Raw genomic sequence first — 17,597 nt, forward strand, 5'->3', positions numbered from 1 at the left:
GTCGCCCGGCCTGCCGCGCTGGGGCATCATGCAGAAGCAAGCCATTTTCCAGTCGAAGCTGTTGCCCTATGCGCTGGTTGCGCCGCAGCTCGCGATCGTCCTGATATTCTTCTATTGGCCCGCCTTGCAGGCGATGATCCAGTCGTTCCTGCTCCAGGACGCCTTCGGCCTGTCGACCACGTTCGTCTGGTTCGAGAACTATATCGACCTGTTCAAGGACCCCGCCTATTTCGAGGCGATCCTGCGCACCTTCTTCTTTTCGTTCGCGATCGCGGTGTCGTCGCTGTCGTTCGCGCTGCTGCTCGCCGTGATGGCGGACAAGCCGCTGCGCGGCTCGATGCTCTACCGCACCCTGCTGATCTGGCCCTATGCGGTGGCGCCGCCGGTCGTCGGCGTGCTCTGGATCTTCATGCTGCATCCCTCGCTCGGCGTGCTCTCGCGCTACCTGCGCGCCCTCGGCGTCGACTGGAATCCGCTGCTCGACGGCAACCAGGCCGCAACCCTGATCATCCTCGCCGCCGCCTGGAAGCAGATCTCCTACAATTTCCTGTTCTTCCTCGCCGGCCTGCAGAGCATCCCCAAGAGTGTGATCGAGGCCGCCGCGATCGACGGCGCCCGCCCGATGCGGCGGTTCTGGACCGTGATTTTCCCGCTGTTGTCGCCGACCATCTTCTTCCTTCTGGTCGTCAACATCGTCTACGCCTTCTTCGACACGTTCGGCATCATCGACACCATGACCCGGGGCGGTCCGGGCAAGTCGACCGAGACGCTGGTCTACAAGGTCTATACCGACGGCCTGCTCGGGGGGAACCTCGGCAGCTCCGCGGCGCAGTCGGTGATCCTGATGATCATGGTGATCGTGCTGACGGGCATCCAGTTCCGCTTCGTCGAACGCAAGGTGACCTACTGATATGGTCGAGGAAGAAGGCTTTCGGCGCTACATCGCCCACATCATCCTCTGGATCGGGATCGCGATCGTCGCCTTCCCGGTCTACCTCGCCTTCGTCGCGTCGACGCAGGATAACGCGGTGATCGCGAACGGCCAGATGTCGCTGCTGCCCGGCGGCCATTTCCTCCAGACTTATTACCAGACCATCTTCGTCGGCACGAGCGGCTCGACCCGCGAGCCGGTCGGCAACATGATGCTGAACTCGCTGGTGATGGCGCTGCTGATCGCGGTCGGCAAGATCGCGATCTCGATCATCTCGGCCTATGCGATCGTGTATTTCCGCTTTCCGTTCCGGATGGCGCTGTTCTGGCTGATCTTCATCACGCTGATGCTGCCGGTCGAGGTGCGCATCTATCCGACCTACAAGATCGTCGCCGACCTGCACATGCTCGACAGCTATGCGGGCTTGTCGCTGCCGTTGATCGCCTCGGCCACCGCGACGCTGCTGTTCCGCCAGTTCTTCATGACCGTGCCGGACGAACTGCTGGAAGCCTCCCGTATCGACGGCGCCGGCCCCTTCCGTTTCTTCTGGGATACGCTGCTGCCGCTGTCGCGCACCAACATGGCAGCGCTGTTCGTGATCCTGTTCATCCTCGGCTGGAATCAATATCTCTGGCCGCTCTTGATCACCACGCGCGACGACATGCAGACCATCCAGATCGGCATCCGCAAGATGATCACCACCACCGACGCACTGACCGAATGGCCGATCGTGATGGCAACCGCCGTGCTGGCCATGCTGCCGCCGGTGCTCGTCGTCGTCGTCATGCAGAAGCTGTTCGTGCGCGGACTGGTCGAGACGGAAAAGTAACAAGCGAGTTTTTGATGGCTAACGTCACCCTCCGCAACGTCCGCAAGACCTATCCCGGCGGCTTCGAGGCCATCAAGGGCGTCGACGTCGATGTCGGCGACGGACAGTTCTGCGTGCTGGTCGGGCCGAGCGGCTGCGGCAAGTCCACGCTGCTGCGCATGGTCGCGGGGCTGGAGACCGTCACCGGCGGCGAGATCGACATCGGCGGCCGCATCGTCAACGGGATCGAGCCCGCCGATCGCGACATCGCGATGGTGTTCCAGAACTACGCGCTCTATCCGCATATGAGCGTGTACAACAACATGGCCTACGGCCTGCGCAACCGCGGCATGGCGGAGGCCGAGATCAGGACCCGCGTCGAGCAAGCCGCGCGCGTGCTCGAGCTCACATCGATGCTGGAGCGCAAGCCGCGGCAGCTCTCCGGCGGCCAGCGCCAGCGCGTCGCCATGGGCCGCGCCATCGTGCGCCAGCCGAAGGTGTTTTTGTTCGACGAGCCACTGTCGAATCTCGACGCCAAGCTGCGCATCGCCATGCGGGTCGAGATCCGCAAATTGCAGCGCCGGCTCAACACGACGTCGATCTACGTCACCCACGACCAGCTCGAGGCGATGACGCTCGCCGACATCCTCGTCGTGATGAACGGCGGCCAGGTCGAGCAGGTCGGTAATCCCCTTGCGATCTACGAGAAGCCGGCGACCACCTTCGTCGCCTCCTTCATCGGCGCACCGCCGATGAACTTGATGTCGACGCGGCCCGAGGAGATCCGCTCGCAGCTCGCCGGCAGCGCGGCGGCCGACGCCGGCATTCTCGGCATCCGCCCGGAAGATTTCGTCATCACCGACCAGACCCCGGCCGGCGGCGTCGCCTTGCCGCTGACCGTGGAAGCGATCGAGCATGTCGGCGCCGAAACCTTCGTCTATGGCCGCCGCGAGCAGGAAGAGCAGCACGTCGCCGCCACCCCCGGCGAGCTGCCGCCCGGCGAGATCATCGTCCGCATCCCCGGAACCGAGGCTCCCGCCATCGGCGCGAAAATCCGGGTCGCGGCGGTGCGCAACAAGCTGCATTTGTTCAGCGGCGACGGGCGCAAGCGGTTCGAAGCCTGAACCGGTTCCGAAGGGCCGGTACCAAAAAGTGCGAAAACAACCCCATGCACAGTAGAAGGGGTTTTGTTTTCGTTCGAGAAATTCATTCGCAAATTCGTCATGCCCGGGCTTGTCCGCATGCACGGCCGAAGCCGCTTCGGCGCGACGAAGGCCCGGGCGTCCAGGTTATTGGCGCAACGAGCAAGGTCGTGGATGGCCGGGACAAGCCCGGCCATGATGATCCGGAAGCATCTCGTTCGATATCGGCCGGAGCCACGGGCTGAATCGCTCATCCACAGCGTTCCGGCTACCTGCTTGAACCCACACGGGAACATGCCCATATTGCTGATCAAGGGGTGCCAGTACGGGCCCCGACACACCAAAGTCGCTTCTGCGAGGACTTTGTAAACTATGTCTCGTGTTCCCACGTTATCCAGTCCGTTCCTTCTGGGCTTCGACGAGATCGAGCGCGTGCTCGACCGCGTCGTCAAAGGCGCCGACGGCTACCCTCCCTACAATATCGAGAGGTGCGGCGGCGCGGATGGCCAGCCCGAGCGTTTGCGCATCACGCTGGCGGTCGCCGGATTTACGCGCGACCAACTCGATGTAACCATTGAGGAAAACCAGCTCGTGATCCGCGGGCGTCAGCAGGACGACAAGTCCCGGCAATACATCCATCGCGGCATCGCCGCGCGCCACTTCCAGCGCACCTTCGTGCTGGCGGAGGGGATGCTGGTGCTGGGTGCGGATCTGAAGAACGGGCTGTTGTCGATCGATCTGGCCCGGCCTGAACCGGAGAGGATCGTTAAGACAATCGCTATCAATGAGCACGAATAATGGAACGAGTAGCGGACTCGACCGCTTAGTGTTCCAGAGGAGTCGAGACCATGAGTGAAGGTCACGTTGCGTTCGAATACGAAGCCAAGAACGTCTCGCCGGAGACGCTGGCAACCCTCGGCGAAGGCCACATCGCCTATGTGAAGCAGATCCGCTCGGAAGACGTGCCGGGCCTGTTTCCCGAAGCGCCGAAAATCGCGCCGGGCCTCAAGCTCTTCGCGCTCCACGCCGCCGACGGCACGCCGATCATGCTGACCGACAGCCGCGAAGCCGCGGTCGCCAACGCCTGGAGCAACGAGCTGCAAGCGGTGAGCGTGCACTAAAGCGCGCGTTGCACGAATAGGGTTTTGGCGGGCATGCCTTCGCAAGAGGGCGTGCCCGTTTTCGTTTGAGAGGTGACGTTCTCGCGCCGCCCGCCAGCCAACGGGAATTCGGCGATGTCCCGCCCGCGTGCGGAGCTATCGCATATGACTTGTGGCGGCGGGTTGCGCGCACGCCTCGTCCTTCGAGACGGCGCTGACGCGCCTCCTCAGGATGAGGCTAATCAGCATCAGCGCCCGTCGAGACTGCTGCCCCACGTCCGACCTCATCCTGAGGAGCCCGCCTCAAGCGGGCGTCTCGAAGGATGGCCGCGGGAAAGAACTCTCAAATGCGATTCCTCTGCGCGTCGGGCGGCTCTTGGCTCATGCGCGCAGAAGACCCTCATCAATCCGTGATTTGACAGTTCATTCGAACTTGTCAAATCTGACAAAATGCAGGCCAAGGCCCCTCCCCAGGACCGGATCCTCGACGCCGCCTTGCGCGTGTTCCGGCGCCACGGCTTCCGTCGCTCCTCGATCGAGCAGGCGGCGGAGGAGGCCGGACTGACGCGGCAGGCGCTCTATCATCACTTCGCCTCCAAGGAGGCGCTGTTTCGCGCCGTGCTCGAGCGGATCTACGCGCAGGGGCTCGCCGCCGAAATCGCGGCGGCGAAGGCGGCGGAAGAAGCGGGCCTCGATCTTGCCGACATCCTGGTCGCCGAGATCGGCGCGCGAATGCAGTCGCTGCTCGCTTCGCTCAAGGACTCGCCCCATACCGAGGAGCTGTTTTCCGAGCACCTCGCGCAGGCGCGCGACCTCTACCAGAGCTATTCCAACCGTTTCGCCGAGGAGATCGCAACCACGATCGCGCGGGTGTGCCGCAAGCGAAAGCTCAAGCTCGAAAGCGGCGTCAGTGCGCGCGAGCTCGCGCGCTGCGTCGAGATGGCGATCCACGGCACCAAATCCGCTTTCCCTTCCATGCAGCCGGTCGACGCGTTCCTGAAGCAGCTCGAGACCATGCTGCGCATGCTGATCGCCGGCGCGATGGCGCCGTCCGCAAAGAGGTCCCACCGCAAAACGGGAGTTCGAACATGACCAGCACGACGATCAATGGACGGCCTCTGGTGCTGCCCGACGATCCCGATGCGCTCCTGATCGACGTGATCCGCGACGGCGGCCTCACCGGCACCAAACTCGTCTGCGGCTCCGGCGTCTGCGGCGCCTGCACCGTGCTGCTCGACGGCACGCCGGTCGTGAGCTGCCTGTTGCCGGCGCAGGCGGCCGCCGACAAATCGCTGACGACCATCGAGGGCGTCGGAGCAGCCGGATTGCATCCGGTGCAGAAGGCGTTCATGGCGCACGATGCCCTGCAATGCGGCTTCTGCACGCCCGGCTTCGTGGTCGAAGCCACCGCCTTCCATGACAGCTGGCGCGCGACCAAGGGCGCGGCGACACCTTCGCGCGAGGAGATCGCCGCCGCGCTCTCGGGACATCTCTGCCGCTGCGGCGCCTATGAAGGCATTTTTCGCGCGGTGGCGGAGGCTTGTTCGGGTCGCTTCGACGGCAGCGAACCCATCGCGCCGCGGCTGGAAGCCCGCGACAAGGTGACGGGAATGGCCCGCTATACAGTCGACATCCACCATGACGGCCAGCTCGAAGGCGTCATCCTGCGCGCGCACGTCGCGCATGCGAGGATCACCGGGCTCGATCTGGCGCCGGCGCGCGCCATTGCCGGTGTCGCCGCGGTCGTTCCGCTGCTCGACGACGACAACATGGTCCGCTTCGTCGGCGCGCCGATCGCAGCCGTCGCGGCCAGGGATCGCCGCACCGCACTGAAGGCCATCGCCGCGATCAGCTTCAAGGCCGAGCCCTTGCCCGCGGTGATCGGGCTCGATGCAGCGCGACGCGACGATGCGCCCGTCGTGTTCGAAAAGAAGGACCGCAAACGCGCCGGCAACGTGTCCGAGGGCGCCGGCGGCGCTCCGGTGTCGTGGAAGGGCAATGTGCGCGGGCCTTCGGCGCCGTTCTCGCAAAAGGCCAAGCAGGCCAAGAGCTGGCTCGACGAGGCGCGGGCGCAACGCAATCCGCTGCTGGTCGAGGAGACCTTCCGCGTCTCGACGCAACAGCACGCCAGCCTCGAACCACATGCCGCCGTGGCCAGGTTCGATGGCGATCAGCTCATTGTGCACATCTCGACCCAGGCCATTCACGAGAGCATGGAGAAGATCGCCAAGCGTTACGGCCTTTCGCACGACAAGGTACGTGTGATCGCCGATCATGTCGGCGGCGGGTTCGGCTCCAAGGGCAGCGTTGGGCTGGAGACCATCGCCGCGATCGAGCTCGCGCGCGCCGCGAAAGCGCCGGTGCGTGTCGCCTTCGACCGCGAAGAGGAGCTTTCCGTCACAGGCTATCGTCCGGCCGCCGAGCTGAAGCTGTCCTTGCTGCCTTCGGCGGAAGGCCGCCTCAAGGCGCTGTCGCTCACCGCCCATGCCGATACCGGCGCCGCCGTGAACTCGCTGATCGCGGGCCTCGCGCGGCTGATCTATCCGGCCGAAGCCAAGGAGCTCGTCGATTTCGACGTGCTCAGCAATCTGCCGCCCGGCGCGCCGTTCCGCGGCCCCGGCGGTCCGCCGATGTCGTTTGCGCTGGAGCAGGCGGTCGACGAAGCGGCGCTGCGCATGAAGGTCGATCCGATTGCCCTGCGCAAGCTCTGGGATCCCGATCCCAACCGTCAGCGATTGTACGACTGGGCTGCCGGCCTCGAGGTCTGGAAGAACCGCAAGTCGGCGGCATCGCAAACCGGCCGCTACCGGCGCGGCGTCGGCGTCGCCACCGGCTACTGGCTCTATCTCTGGCAGACCGGCTCCTCGGTCGAACTCGCAATCAAGGGCGGCCGCATCGTCGCAAGCTGCGCGGTGCAGGATATCGGCACGGGCACCCGCAGCGTGATCGCCAACACCGTCGCGAAGGCGTTCGATCTGGAGCCGCAGGATGTGGACGTTCGCATCGGCCGCTCCAACCTGCCCCCCGGGCCGGGCTCCGGCGGCAGCCGCGTCACCGCCTCGGTGGTGCCGCCGACCTTGCTCGCCATCGACAAGCTGAAAGCGGAAATCAAGCGCTCCGCGTCTCGCACACCTGCTCCCGGCTCGAACGCGCCGTGGCGCGAGATGATCGCGGCTTCCCCCGATATCGCCGTGTCGGCGAAACGCCAGGAGGACGGCAAACCGCCGACCGGCGTCAGGCCCGCGCTGCACGAGGCGGGCATCATGGGCCGGGTGTTCGGTTGGGTGCTGCGTCTGATGAACCACATGGTGGTCGGCGCCGGCGTGCCGAGCTCGGTGCAGATTATGGAGGTCGAGGTCGATACCTGGCTCGGCCATGTGCGCGTGCTCAACGCCTATACGGGCCTCGCGATCGGCAAGCTCGCCGCGCCGACGCTGGCGCGAAGCCAGGCCGCGGGCGCGGTGATCCAGGGCATCGGCTACGCGCTCTATGAGGCGCGGGAGACCGATCCTTCGAGCGGCCACATCCTGAGCGGCAGCATGGAGGATTACCGCATTCCGGGGATTGCCGACATGCCAAAACTGGAGGTGCATTTCGACGAGGCCGGTTTCGAGCATGTGCCCGGCGGCAGCGTCGGCATCGGCGAAGTCGCCACCGTGCCGACCTCGCCCGCGATCGCCAACGCCATCCGCGATGCGATCGGCGTCAGATTGACCGAAATTCCGTTCCGGCCCGATCGTCTGCTGGCCGCGCTGAAAGGGAGGGATGCAGCATGAGTGTCGCCGTCACGACTGCCAATCCCGCGCCTGAATTCCGCGCCGGAGGCACCGACTTCAGCGAACGCCGCCGCAGCGGGGTGTCGCAGGGAATGCCGATCGATATCACGGCCACCGGCGACAAGACGATCACCTGGGACGCCGACGGAGCCGCCCGGATCGGCGCGCTGACCACCATCGCCACGATCGCGACCGACGCGCGCATCGCCGCTGCCTATCCCGGACTTGCGGCGAGCGCGCAAGGCCTCGCCACGCCACAGGTGCGCCAGGTTGCAACGCTCGGCGGCAATCTCGCGCAGCGATCACGCTGCTGGTATTTCCGCCGGGCCGACATCGATTGCCTGAAGAAAGGCGGCAGCACCTGCCCTGCCCGGTCAGGCAATCATCTCTATGGCGTTGCCTTCGATCTCGGCGACTGCGTCGCGCCGCATCCCTCGACCATGGCGGCGGCTTTGCTCGCCTATGATGCGACCATCACCACGGACCGGCGCAGCGGATTGACGATTGCCAGCCTGCTCGGCGACGGCTCGGTCTCGCACGCCGATCATACACTCGCGGCCGGCGAGATGATCGAGAGCATTGCGCTTCCTGCCCCGCTCGAGGACGAGCGCGCTGCCTACAAGCGCGCGATCAGCCGGACCCATGCGGAATGGCCGCTGGTGGAGCTCTGCGCCCGCGTCGTTATCGCCGATGGCAAATTCCAGCTCGTGCGTCTCGCTGCCGGCGGCGTCGCGCCCGTGCCGCTTCGCCTCACCGCGGTCGAAGCCCAGCTCAGCGGCAAGATTGTCGATCCGGCATCGATTGAAGAAGCGGCGAAAGCGGCGAGCGCGGGTGCCAAGCCATTGCCGATGACGACCTACAAGCTCGACCTTCTGCAAGGGCTGGTGCGCGACGTGCTGGAGCGGCTTTCGGACCAACTAACCGCCTGAGCGATTCGACAGCCGGGCACGGATCTCCGGCTTCAGCACCTTGCCGACCTTGGAGCGCGGCAGATCGTTCCAGACTTCGATCTGCTTCGGTGCCTTGACGCTGCCGATTCGCTGCTTGACGAAGCTCGCCAGCGCCGTCGGATCGACGCTTTGGCCGGCGCGGGGCTGCACCACGGCGACGATCCGCTCGCCCCATTTCTCGTCCGCCAGCCCGATCACGGCGCAATCCTGTACCGTCTCATGAGCCCGCAGTGCGTTCTCGACCTCGATCGAGTACACGTTGAATCCGCCGGTGATGATCATGTCCTTGGCGCGATCGACGATGTACAGGTAACCCTCGTCGTCGAGGTAACCGACGTCGCCGGTGTGGTGCCAGCCATGCGCGGAGGCCTCCGCCGTAGCCTCGGCATCCTTGTAGTAGCCCTCCATCACCAGCGAGCCGCGGACCACGATCTCGCCGCGTGCGCCGGTCGGCAGCAAATTGCCGTCGCCATCCATGATACCGGCCTGCACCAGCGGGCTTATTCGCCCGGCCGAGGCGAGACGCTCCATCGCGATCGTGCCGTCGGCATTGTAATGTTCCTCCGGCGCCATCATCGCGATCATCATGGGCGCCTCGGTTTGACCGAACAACTGCGCCATCGGCCCGATCCGCCGGAGCGCCTCCGCAAGCCGTGCGGCCGAGATCGGCGCCGCGCCGTACCAGAAGCATTGCAGCGACTCGCATTTCGCCGAGTCGAGCTTCGGATGATCGAGCAGCATGTATATCACGGTCGGCGGCAGGAAGGTGTGCGTGACGCGATAGCGCTCGATCAGATCGAGGAACTCGGCGATGTCGGGGTGATGCATGATCACGACGCGGCCGCCCAGCGTCATGATCGGGAAGCACAGCACGCCGGCGGCATGCGTCAGCGGCGCCAGCGCGAGATAGACTGGACGGCCTTTGAAGGGATAGCCCATCAAGGTCAGCGCCGTCATGGTCTCGATGTTGCGGCCCGACAGCATCACACCCTTCGGTTTGCCGGTGGTGCCGCCGGTACCCGGGATCATCGCGAGATCGTCGATCGTCTCGCGGTGATAAGGCTCGTCTGCGAGGCCGGCGAGCCAGTCGTCGAATGATGGCGCAAAAGGCAGTTCGGCGTCGAGGCAGACGAGGGCGCGCAGCTTTGTCAGCTCTGCACGGACCGCCTCGACCATCGGTGCGAAGCTCGAGTGAAACAGCAGCATGCTGCAATCGAACTGGTCGAGGATGAGCCGATTTTCGGCGGCTTCGTTGCGAGGGTTGACCGGGCACCAGACCGCCCCTGCACGGGAGATGCCGAACACGCAGGCGAAGGCGACCGGATCATTGCCGGACAGAATCGCGACCTTGGCGCCGGGCGCGATCCCCGATCGGTCGAGCCCCCGCGCGATGCGATAGCTGAGCCGCTGCACCTCGCCATAGCTGAGATCGCGTCCATCCATGGTCAGGCACGGCGCATCGACGCCGAGCGAGGCACCCTTGTCGAGATAATCGATGAAGCGCATGTTCGATCTCGCGATGAGACGGGTGGCGCATGGGTGCACCACCCGCGATCGTTTTAGTCGTGCACCGTCAGAACCGGCTTGCTGACCAGCCCGAAGCTGCGCAATTGGCCGAGCAACTCGTGGTGGCCGAACGCCTGGCAGCCGGAGGCAAACCCCACGCGCTTGGGCGGCTGCTGCAACAGGTGCGCCGCGGCATAGGCCTGCAGCAAGCCGGTCTGCTTGTAGTTGCTGTTGCCGTAGATGACGCAGTGCGCGCGCCCGAGCGGGCCGGTGGCATGCACCGAATCCAGCGACTTGTTGATGCGCGGGTTCTCGCGCGGCGGCATGGTGTTCATCACGCCGGCGGCGGTCTGCGCCAACGCGGCGTAACGATCGTCGGGGTTCATGTCCTTGGTCGCTTCCAGTGCGCCGGCGACGATCTGCGGCACGCCCAGCATCAGCGCGCGATTGAACACGCCCCCCAGCACCTTCACGTTGGCCACGCGCGGATCGCGCTTGAACCACACCGGGTGCGAGGTGCCACCCCACGGCAACGCCAGCGCCAGCTCGTGCTGGCCGGGGATGGCGAGGTTGTAGAGGCCCGCGTCGGGCTGATGCTCGACGTATTTGTTTTGCTCCAGGTAGTAGGCCTTGGCCATCGCGGCGTTGACCAGGATGGTCTGCGTCGATGCGATGGTCGGGCTGCCACCCCAGAACACGGCGATATCAAGCGTGTCGAGGCCGGGCGTCTCCAGGCACAGCTGCGCGGCGATCTCGCCGGTGGTGTACATCTGCGCAATGCCCGGCGCGAGCAGCAGGCCGGCATTGGCGAACTTCGTGCCCCATTCCTGCTCGAGCGTGATCAGCCAGTCCTGCTCGCCGGTGGTGTCGGTGTAGTGGCATCGGGAAGCCCAACAGGCCTGCACCACCTCGGCGCCGAACCTGGAGAACGGGCCCACGGTGTTGAGCACCACCGAGGCGCCCTTGAACAATTCGGTCAGCGCGGCCACGGTGTGAGGCACCGCAACCACCTCGTAGTCCGCGGTCTCGATGCCGGCGACATTCGACTTCATCGCAGCGTCGAGCTTCTCCGCGCTGCGGCCGGCGGCGATGAAGGGGATGTTGTACTCGCGCAAGTATTCGCAGACCAGCCGGCCGGTGTAGCCGGACGCGCCATAGACGATGACGGGTTTCTTCGCGCTCATTCTCGTTCCTCCGAAATGCTTGTTGTCGGGTTGCAGCTCACATTCCCATGCCGCCATCGACCGGCAATCCGATGCCGGTGATGAAGCGCGCCTCGTTCGAGCACAGGAACACCGCGGCGTCGGCGATGTCGCCGACCTCCGCGAGCTTGCCGAGAGGCGTCTGCTCCACCACCGAGCCAACCGCGGCATTGACGTCGGGCGCGAGACCGATCTTCACGATGTCGTTGGCCAGCTGCAGGCCCATGTCGGTCGGGATCAAGCCGGGATAGATGCAGTTGACGCGGACGCCATAGCCGAGCTTGCCGGCCTCCATCGCCGCAACCCGGGTCATGCGGTCGACCGCGGATTTCGTGCCGGAATAGACCGCGATGCTCGGGAAGGCGATCGTCGCCGCGACGGAAGCGATGTTGACGATCGCGCCACCTTTGCCTGCCGCTCCGCCCGGCCGCATTGCGCGGAACGCGTGCTTCATGCCGAGCACGGTGCCGACGATGTTGACGTCGCACATCCGCCGCGCGTCCTCGGCGCTGATCTCGCTGACGAGGGACGTGATCTCGATGCCGGCATTGTTGATGAGGATATCGTAGCCGCCGAGGGTGGCGATCGTCGCAGCTGCCGCTTTCTCCCACTGCGCATCGTCGGCGACATCGAGATGCACGAAGCCGGTCTTCACACCGAGCCTGGCGATCTTGCCGGCAGTGTCCTTGCCGACGTCATCGAGAATGTCGCCGATCATGACCGCCGCACCGGAGCGCGCCAGTGCTTCTGCAATGGCGGCTCCTATCCCGCGGGCTCCGCCGGTGACCAAGGCTTTGCGGCCATCAAGACTTTTCTCACTCATCGCACGTCCTCCCTTTGCCTGGACTGATCTGTTGGACTGATCTGTTCGCTGATGATCGGTGCGAGCTGCGATTAGCAGCACGGTGCCGGCGCAGTTGCGCAACGGCATGCGAGTCCGGCCGGCGGCGCTGCGCCGGCGGGTGCATTTCCTCCATTTGCTGGCGTCTTGACGACTGTCCAAATTCCTGGCGCGCACACTCCGCCCGGAACTTGACAGTTGTCAAGAAGAAAATTTGACAGTTGTCAAAGAGGATGGTCTGTAGAGGATGACGAACGATGGGACGATCGTGGCGGCCAAGCGGCGGGAGACAGCGCGACAATGGCGCGGCAAGCGACAGGAGCGGCCAAGCGAGGGGCCGTGGCGGAGATCGTGCGGGACGACAAGTTCAACGCGCGGCGCATCGAGCTGGCCGAGGCCGCGCTCGAAACGCTTGGAGAGCTGGGCTTCGCGCGGACCAGCCTGCGGGAGATCGCGCAGAACTCGGCGTTCACGCACGGCGTGTTCCACTATTATTTCAGCGACAAGCTCGACCTGATCTGCTGCTGCGTGCGCCACTACAAGGCGAAGTGCGTGACGCGATATGACGAGGTCGTCGCGACGGCAACGAGCCGCGACGAATTGATGGAAGGTTTCCTCGCCAAGCTCGCAGCGACGCTGCAGAACGAAGCCGGCATGCACCGCCTTTGGTACGACCTGCGCTCGCAGGCGATGTTCGAGGCGGCGTTTCGCAAGGATGTCATCGAGATCGACAAGAGCCTGAAGGCGATGATCTGGCGCATTGCCTCCCGCTATGCCGAGTTGGGGGGCAAGCGGCCGGCGTCGTCGCCGGCCGCGCTCTATGCGCTGTTCGACGGACTATTCCAGAGTGCGCTGCTCAGGCACCTTGCCGGTGACGAGACGGCAATTCCCGAACTGCTCGACGAAGTCAGGCACCTGCTGCCGACGGTCTGCTGAGGCGCACGGGCCGCGCCCGTGATCCGCGGACGTCGAGCTATGCTACCCGCTCCCTCGCAATCAGCAAATGACGATTACGCCGCGGTCGCCGGCGGCAGGGCCAGCACCGAATAGATCGCCTGGGCATCGCGCGAGGCGCGGAGCTTCTTGGCGATGTCCTGGTCGCGGAGCAGGCGGGCGATGCGCGCGAGCGCCTTGAGGTGATCGGCGCCGGCGCCTTCGGGGGCGAGCAGCAGGAAGACCAGATCGACCGGCTGGCCGTCCATGGCCTCGAAATCGATCGGGCGGTCGAGCCGCGCGAACAGGCCAAAGATCTTTTCGAGCTTGGGCAGCTTGCCGTGGGGGATGGCGACGCCATAACCGACCGCGGTGGTGCCGAGCTTCTCACGCTGCAGCAGCACCTCGAACACCGAGCGCTCGTTCTGCCCGGTCAGCTCGGCGGCCTTGGCCGCGAGCTCCTGCAAGGCCTGCTTCTTGCTGTTGACCTTCAATGCCGGGAGAATCGCCTCGGGTGCGACCAGATCGGTAATCGGCATGGAGGCTTTCCGAGGTGAATTAAACCGTCAGGTTCCGATTTGGCCCCGCTTGATAGACCAAGCCGGGCCGGCGTCAATAACATGAAGCAGGAGGCGGACTTAGCCCGATCCAGATGTGGGGGGCTTCTACTCCAACGCAATCCCGGTGCCAACTCCCGCGTGCGGCTTTGCCGCGGTCATTGTTAAGGTCCGGAATCGTACGGACGTCCGCCCTGGCCTAACCGCCCGGCTTGCCGTCGACCTTGCCGTCCACCTTGGCCCCCGGTGGATCAATCCAGCCGACATTGCCGTCCGCCCGGCGGTAAATGATGTTCACCCGGCCCGAGGAGCCATGCTGGAATACCAGGCAAGGTGCGCCGCTGAGGTCGAGTTCCATGACGGCCTCGCTGACCGAGAGCTGCTTCAACGACGTGGTTTGCTCCGCAATGATCACGGGGCTGTAGCCGGTGACTTCCTCTTCGTCCTCGCCGGGCGCCTCGAGCACGTAAGCCGTCGCGTCGAGCGCAGCCATGGCCTCGGAGGCGACATGGGCCTTGCGGGCGGAGCGGTCCTTGAGCCGGTTCTTGTAGCGCCGCAGCCGCTTCTCGATCATCAGCAGCGCCTGGTCGGCGCTGGCATAGGCATCCGGCGCGTTCGAATCGGCTTCCAGCGTGATGCCCGAATCGAGGTGCAGGGCGCAATCGGTGCGGAAGCCGAAGCCGTCCTTGCTGAGCGTGATGTGGCCGGAATAATTGCCGTCGAAATATTTGCGCAGCACCTCGTCGGTACGATCGGCAACGCGGCCGCGCAGGGCCTCCCCGACGCTGATGCTCTTGCCCGAAATCCGAAGGGTCATGGATGCCTCGCTTGGTTTGCTCCTCGGCTGCGACGACGTCACCGCAGCCGAAGTCGTTCCCTGCGCATGATCTCCCCACGAACACTTTCCGCGTTGGTCGGGAGAGGAGACCGCCGTGCACTTTCCCGGATCATGCGCGTGCCTGGATCGGTTGCAAAGGGGAGCCGAGAGTAGCGCGATTTCGCGCCAGCGCAATCAGGCCGGTTCGGGGTTGCGCGAGCGATCGGACAAGGCGGTGGAGAGAACGTTACCAAGGGCGCTCTGCTTGTCGCGGCGGCGTTGCACCGAGGAAGGGATGCGCATGGCTTCGCGGTACTTCGCGACCGTGCGGCGGGCAATATCAATGCCCGAGGCGCGCAAGCGTTCCACGATGGTGTCGTCGGACAGGATCGCGCTGGGCTCCTCCGCATCGATCAGCTGCTTGATGTGATGGCGCACGGCTTCGGCGGAATGCGCCTCGCCGCCGTCGGCCGAGGCGATCGAGGCCGTGAAGAAATATTTCAGCTCGAAGGTGCCGCGATTGGTCGCCATGTACTTGTTGGCGGTGACGCGCGACACTGTGGATTCATGCATCTGGATGGCGTCGGCGACGGCCTTCAGATTGAGCGGCCGCAGATGCGCCACGCCGTGGGTGAAGAAGCCGTCCTGCTGGCGCACGATCTCGGTTGCAACTTTCAGGATGGTGCGGGCGCGCTGGTCGAGCGCGCGCACCAGCCAGGTCGCGTTCTGCAGCGCGTCGGTGAAATAGGACTTGTCGCCGTCCTTGCCGATCTTCTTCGACAGCTCGGAATAATAGGTCTGGTTGACCAGCACGCGCGGCAAGGTGTCGCTGTTGAGCTCGACATGCCAGCCGCCGTCGGGACCCGGACGGACATAGACGTCGGGCACCATGGTCTGCATGCGCGCCGAGCCGAACTTCATGCCGGGCTTGGGATTGAGGCGGCGGATCTCGCCGATCATGTCGGCGATGTCCTCGTCGTCGACGCCGCAGATCTTGCGCAAGGCCACGATGTCGCGCTTGGCGAGCAGATCGAGATGCTCGACGAGAGCCTGCATCGCGGGGTCGTAGCGGTCGAGCTCGCGGAGCTGGATCGCGAGGCATTCGCTTAAGCTCCGCGCGCAGATGCCGGGCGGATCGAACTTCTGCAGCACGGCGAGGACGCCCTCGACGTCGGCTTGCGATGCGCCAAGGCGCTCGGCGGCCTGGCCGAGATCGGGCGGCAGATAGCCGGCCTCGTCGACGAGGTCGATCAGGTACTGGCCGATCATGCGCTGCGCCGGCGCGGTGAAGGCCACCGAGAGCTGCTCGGCGAGATGGTCCGAGAGCGTCATCTCCGCGGCCACGAAGGCTTCGAGATTGTAATCCTCGTCGCCGGAGGCGCCGCCGCCCCATTCGGTGTAGGTGGTCGGCGCGGCGTCCTGGGCGTTGCGCGCCGCAGCCTCGGCGGGCTCCTCGGAGAAAACGTTGTCCAGCCCCGTATCCAGGGTCTGCTCGATCTCGGCGCGGGTGCCGAGATCCTTGCTCATCCATTCGTCCTGGCCCGGCTCGAAGCCGTCCGCGCTGCCGCCAAAGCCGTCGTCAGCAAGACCGTCGCCGTGGCCTTCTCCCTGGCCGCCGGCCTCCTCGCCCGCGCCGTACTGGCTGGCCTCGCCGGGGGTCTCGCCCGCGGGGGCCTCGTCATTGGCCCGTTCCAGCAGCGGGTTCCGCTCCAGCTCCTCTTCCACGAAGGTGGTGAGATCGAGATTGGACAATTGCAGCAGCTTGATCGCCTGCATCAGCTGCGGCGTCATCACCAGCGACTGCGATTGCCGAAACTCTAATCTCTGCGTGAGGGCCATGAAGCAAGAACCGTTCCCAAAAGTTGGTCCGATTTTTGCTTATCTTAGTCCGGGCCCGATGTACATGTCTTGACGAAACGCAAAAACGGGCTAGAGGCGGAATTCCTCGCCAAGGTAAAGGCGGCGCACGTCCGGATCGGCGACGATCTCATCCGGAGTTCCCTCGGTCAAGATTTCCCCGGCATAGACGATATAGGCGCGATCGGTGAGGCCGAGCGTCTCGCGCACATTGTGGTCGGTGATGAGCACGCCGATGCCGCGATTGGTGAGATGGCGGACGAGGTCCTGGATGTCGCCGACGGCGATCGGGTCGATGCCGGCGAAGGGCTCGTCGAGCAGCATGTAATTCGGACGCGTCGCCAGCGCCCGCGCGATCTCGACGCGGCGGCGCTCGCCGCCCGACAGCGCGATCGACGGCGATTTGCGCAGCCGCGTAATGTTGAATTCGTCGAGCAGGGAATCCAGCTGCTGCTCGCGCTTCTTGCGCGAGGGCTCGACCACTTCGAGCACGGCGCGAATGTTCTGCTCGACGGTGAGGCCGCGAAAGATCGAGGCTTCCTGCGGCAGATAGCCGATGCCGAGCCGCGCGCGCTGATACATCGGCAGTTTGGTGACGTCGTGACCGTCGAGCTCGATCGCGCCGCGATCGGCCTTGATCAGGCCGGTGATCATGTAGAACACGGTGGTCTTGCCGGCGCCGTTCGGGCCGAGCAGGCCGACCGCTTCGCCGCGGCGCACATAGATGCTGACGCCGCGCACCACCTGGCGGCTGCCGAAGGCCTTTTCCACGCTATGCACCGCCAGGAAACCCGGCCGCTTCAGCAGCTGCGGCGCGCCGGCGCCATTGGACCTGCCGGCAGCCCTGACGGGGTGAACCGGCTGCGGACGCGGCTCGGGTTGATAGTCGGCTTCGTAGCCGCCCTGATAGTCAGCCTGGAACTGATCGGGCGCTCGCGCCGGGTCGCGGGCGAGCGGCGGCGCGTCGCGGATCGGGCTGGCCACGAGCCCGCCGACGCTGTCACCGAGTGCCGTGATGTCCTGCCGCGCAAATCCTGGCCGGCCGCGCTTGGCGGGGCGCCGACGGAACATGCTGAAGAGATCGACCATCCCCGCCTTCCAGCCTTTCGCGACGATCCTGCGCGGAACTCGCGCGATCTGCCGCAACGGCCTTCGATTCGCCGATGCAGCATGAGTG

Annotated in this window: 16 protein-coding genes; 9 read left to right on the top strand and 7 right to left on the bottom strand. The window is 65.2% G+C overall.

Going from position 1 to position 17,597, the window contains the following annotated elements; genetic code table 11:
* The first annotated feature begins 28 nt into the window (after positions 1-28).
* The 8 genes from ugpA (at position 29) to DCM80_RS12995 (ending at position 8,686) form a co-directional block, all read left to right on the top strand.
* A complete protein-coding gene (ugpA, locus tag DCM80_RS12960; protein ID WP_257179037.1) occupies positions 29-910 on the top strand; it encodes a sn-glycerol-3-phosphate ABC transporter permease UgpA in 882 nt (293 codons plus the stop codon).
* Position 911: 1 nt separating this feature from the next.
* The gene (ugpE, locus tag DCM80_RS12965; RefSeq protein ID WP_257179038.1) at positions 912-1,760 is read left to right on the top strand and encodes a sn-glycerol-3-phosphate ABC transporter permease UgpE; all 849 of its coding nucleotides are present in this window, start codon (positions 912-914) and stop codon (positions 1,758-1,760) included.
* A 14-nt stretch (positions 1,761-1,774) separates the two neighbouring features.
* Positions 1,775-2,863 carry a sn-glycerol-3-phosphate import ATP-binding protein UgpC gene (locus DCM80_RS12970; RefSeq protein WP_257197315.1) on the top strand — a complete coding sequence of 363 codons (1,089 nt, stop codon included), beginning with the start codon at positions 1,775-1,777 and terminating at the stop codon, positions 2,861-2,863.
* A gap of 390 nt (positions 2,864-3,253) precedes the next feature.
* On the top strand, positions 3,254-3,679 hold the full coding sequence (locus DCM80_RS12975) for an Hsp20 family protein (protein WP_018323442.1): 426 nt from the start codon (positions 3,254-3,256) through the stop codon (positions 3,677-3,679).
* Positions 3,680-3,729: 50 nt separating this feature from the next.
* Positions 3,730-4,002 (top strand): DUF1150 domain-containing protein, encoded by a 273-nt coding sequence (locus DCM80_RS12980; protein WP_011083553.1) that lies wholly within the window; start codon positions 3,730-3,732, stop codon positions 4,000-4,002.
* A 429-nt stretch (positions 4,003-4,431) separates the two neighbouring features.
* A complete protein-coding gene (locus DCM80_RS12985) occupies positions 4,432-5,073 on the top strand; it encodes a TetR/AcrR family transcriptional regulator (protein WP_257197316.1) in 642 nt (213 codons plus the stop codon).
* Complete coding sequence (locus tag DCM80_RS12990; RefSeq protein ID WP_257197317.1) at positions 5,070-7,757, top strand: molybdopterin-dependent oxidoreductase; 2,688 nt, start codon at positions 5,070-5,072, stop codon at positions 7,755-7,757. Before DCM80_RS12985 ends, DCM80_RS12990 begins: the two co-directional genes overlap by 4 nt.
* Positions 7,754-8,686: a xanthine dehydrogenase family protein subunit M gene (locus tag DCM80_RS12995; RefSeq protein WP_257197318.1), complete on the top strand. Its 933-nt coding sequence runs from the start codon at positions 7,754-7,756 to the stop codon at positions 8,684-8,686. Before DCM80_RS12990 ends, DCM80_RS12995 begins: the two co-directional genes overlap by 4 nt.
* On the opposite strand, the gene DCM80_RS13000 is transcribed toward DCM80_RS12995, so the two are convergent.
* The 3 genes from DCM80_RS13000 to DCM80_RS13010 are packed head-to-tail and all read right to left on the bottom strand — an operon-like array spanning position 8,675 to position 12,238.
* Complete coding sequence (locus DCM80_RS13000) at positions 8,675-10,213, bottom strand: AMP-binding protein (RefSeq protein ID WP_257197319.1); 1,539 nt, start codon at positions 10,211-10,213, stop codon at positions 8,675-8,677. The genes DCM80_RS12995 and DCM80_RS13000 overlap by 12 nt on opposite strands.
* A gap of 53 nt (positions 10,214-10,266) precedes the next feature.
* Entirely contained in the window at positions 10,267-11,397 is a 1,131-nt protein-coding gene (locus DCM80_RS13005; protein WP_257197320.1) for a DUF5938 domain-containing protein, read from the bottom strand.
* 37 nt (positions 11,398-11,434) lie between these two features.
* Positions 11,435-12,238 carry an SDR family NAD(P)-dependent oxidoreductase gene (locus tag DCM80_RS13010; RefSeq protein ID WP_257197321.1) on the bottom strand — a complete coding sequence of 268 codons (804 nt, stop codon included), beginning with the start codon at positions 12,236-12,238 and terminating at the stop codon, positions 11,435-11,437.
* 318 nt (positions 12,239-12,556) lie between these two features.
* Between DCM80_RS13010 and DCM80_RS13015 the strand changes: the two genes are divergently transcribed.
* On the top strand, positions 12,557-13,192 hold the full coding sequence (locus DCM80_RS13015) for a TetR/AcrR family transcriptional regulator (RefSeq protein ID WP_257197322.1): 636 nt from the start codon (positions 12,557-12,559) through the stop codon (positions 13,190-13,192).
* Positions 13,193-13,266: 74 nt separating this feature from the next.
* Here the strand turns inward: DCM80_RS13015 and ptsN are convergent, their stop codons facing one another.
* The 4 genes from ptsN to lptB all read right to left on the bottom strand — a co-directional run bounded on the left by ptsN (position 13,267) and on the right by lptB (position 17,509).
* On the bottom strand, positions 13,267-13,728 hold the full coding sequence (ptsN, locus tag DCM80_RS13020; protein ID WP_008141251.1) for a PTS IIA-like nitrogen regulatory protein PtsN: 462 nt from the start codon (positions 13,726-13,728) through the stop codon (positions 13,267-13,269).
* A gap of 217 nt (positions 13,729-13,945) precedes the next feature.
* Positions 13,946-14,563 (bottom strand): ribosome hibernation-promoting factor, HPF/YfiA family, encoded by a 618-nt coding sequence (gene hpf, locus DCM80_RS13025; RefSeq protein WP_257179043.1) that lies wholly within the window; start codon positions 14,561-14,563, stop codon positions 13,946-13,948.
* A gap of 195 nt (positions 14,564-14,758) precedes the next feature.
* Entirely contained in the window at positions 14,759-16,402 is a 1,644-nt protein-coding gene (rpoN, locus tag DCM80_RS13030) for an RNA polymerase factor sigma-54 (protein ID WP_257197323.1), read from the bottom strand.
* A gap of 90 nt (positions 16,403-16,492) precedes the next feature.
* Positions 16,493-17,509 carry an LPS export ABC transporter ATP-binding protein gene (lptB, locus tag DCM80_RS13035; protein WP_257197324.1) on the bottom strand — a complete coding sequence of 339 codons (1,017 nt, stop codon included), beginning with the start codon at positions 17,507-17,509 and terminating at the stop codon, positions 16,493-16,495.
* Between the last annotated feature and the right edge of the window lie 88 nt (positions 17,510-17,597).

Source organism: Bradyrhizobium sp. WBOS08 (assembly GCF_024585125.1).
GTDB classification, from domain to species: domain Bacteria; phylum Pseudomonadota; class Alphaproteobacteria; order Rhizobiales; family Xanthobacteraceae; genus Bradyrhizobium; species Bradyrhizobium japonicum_B.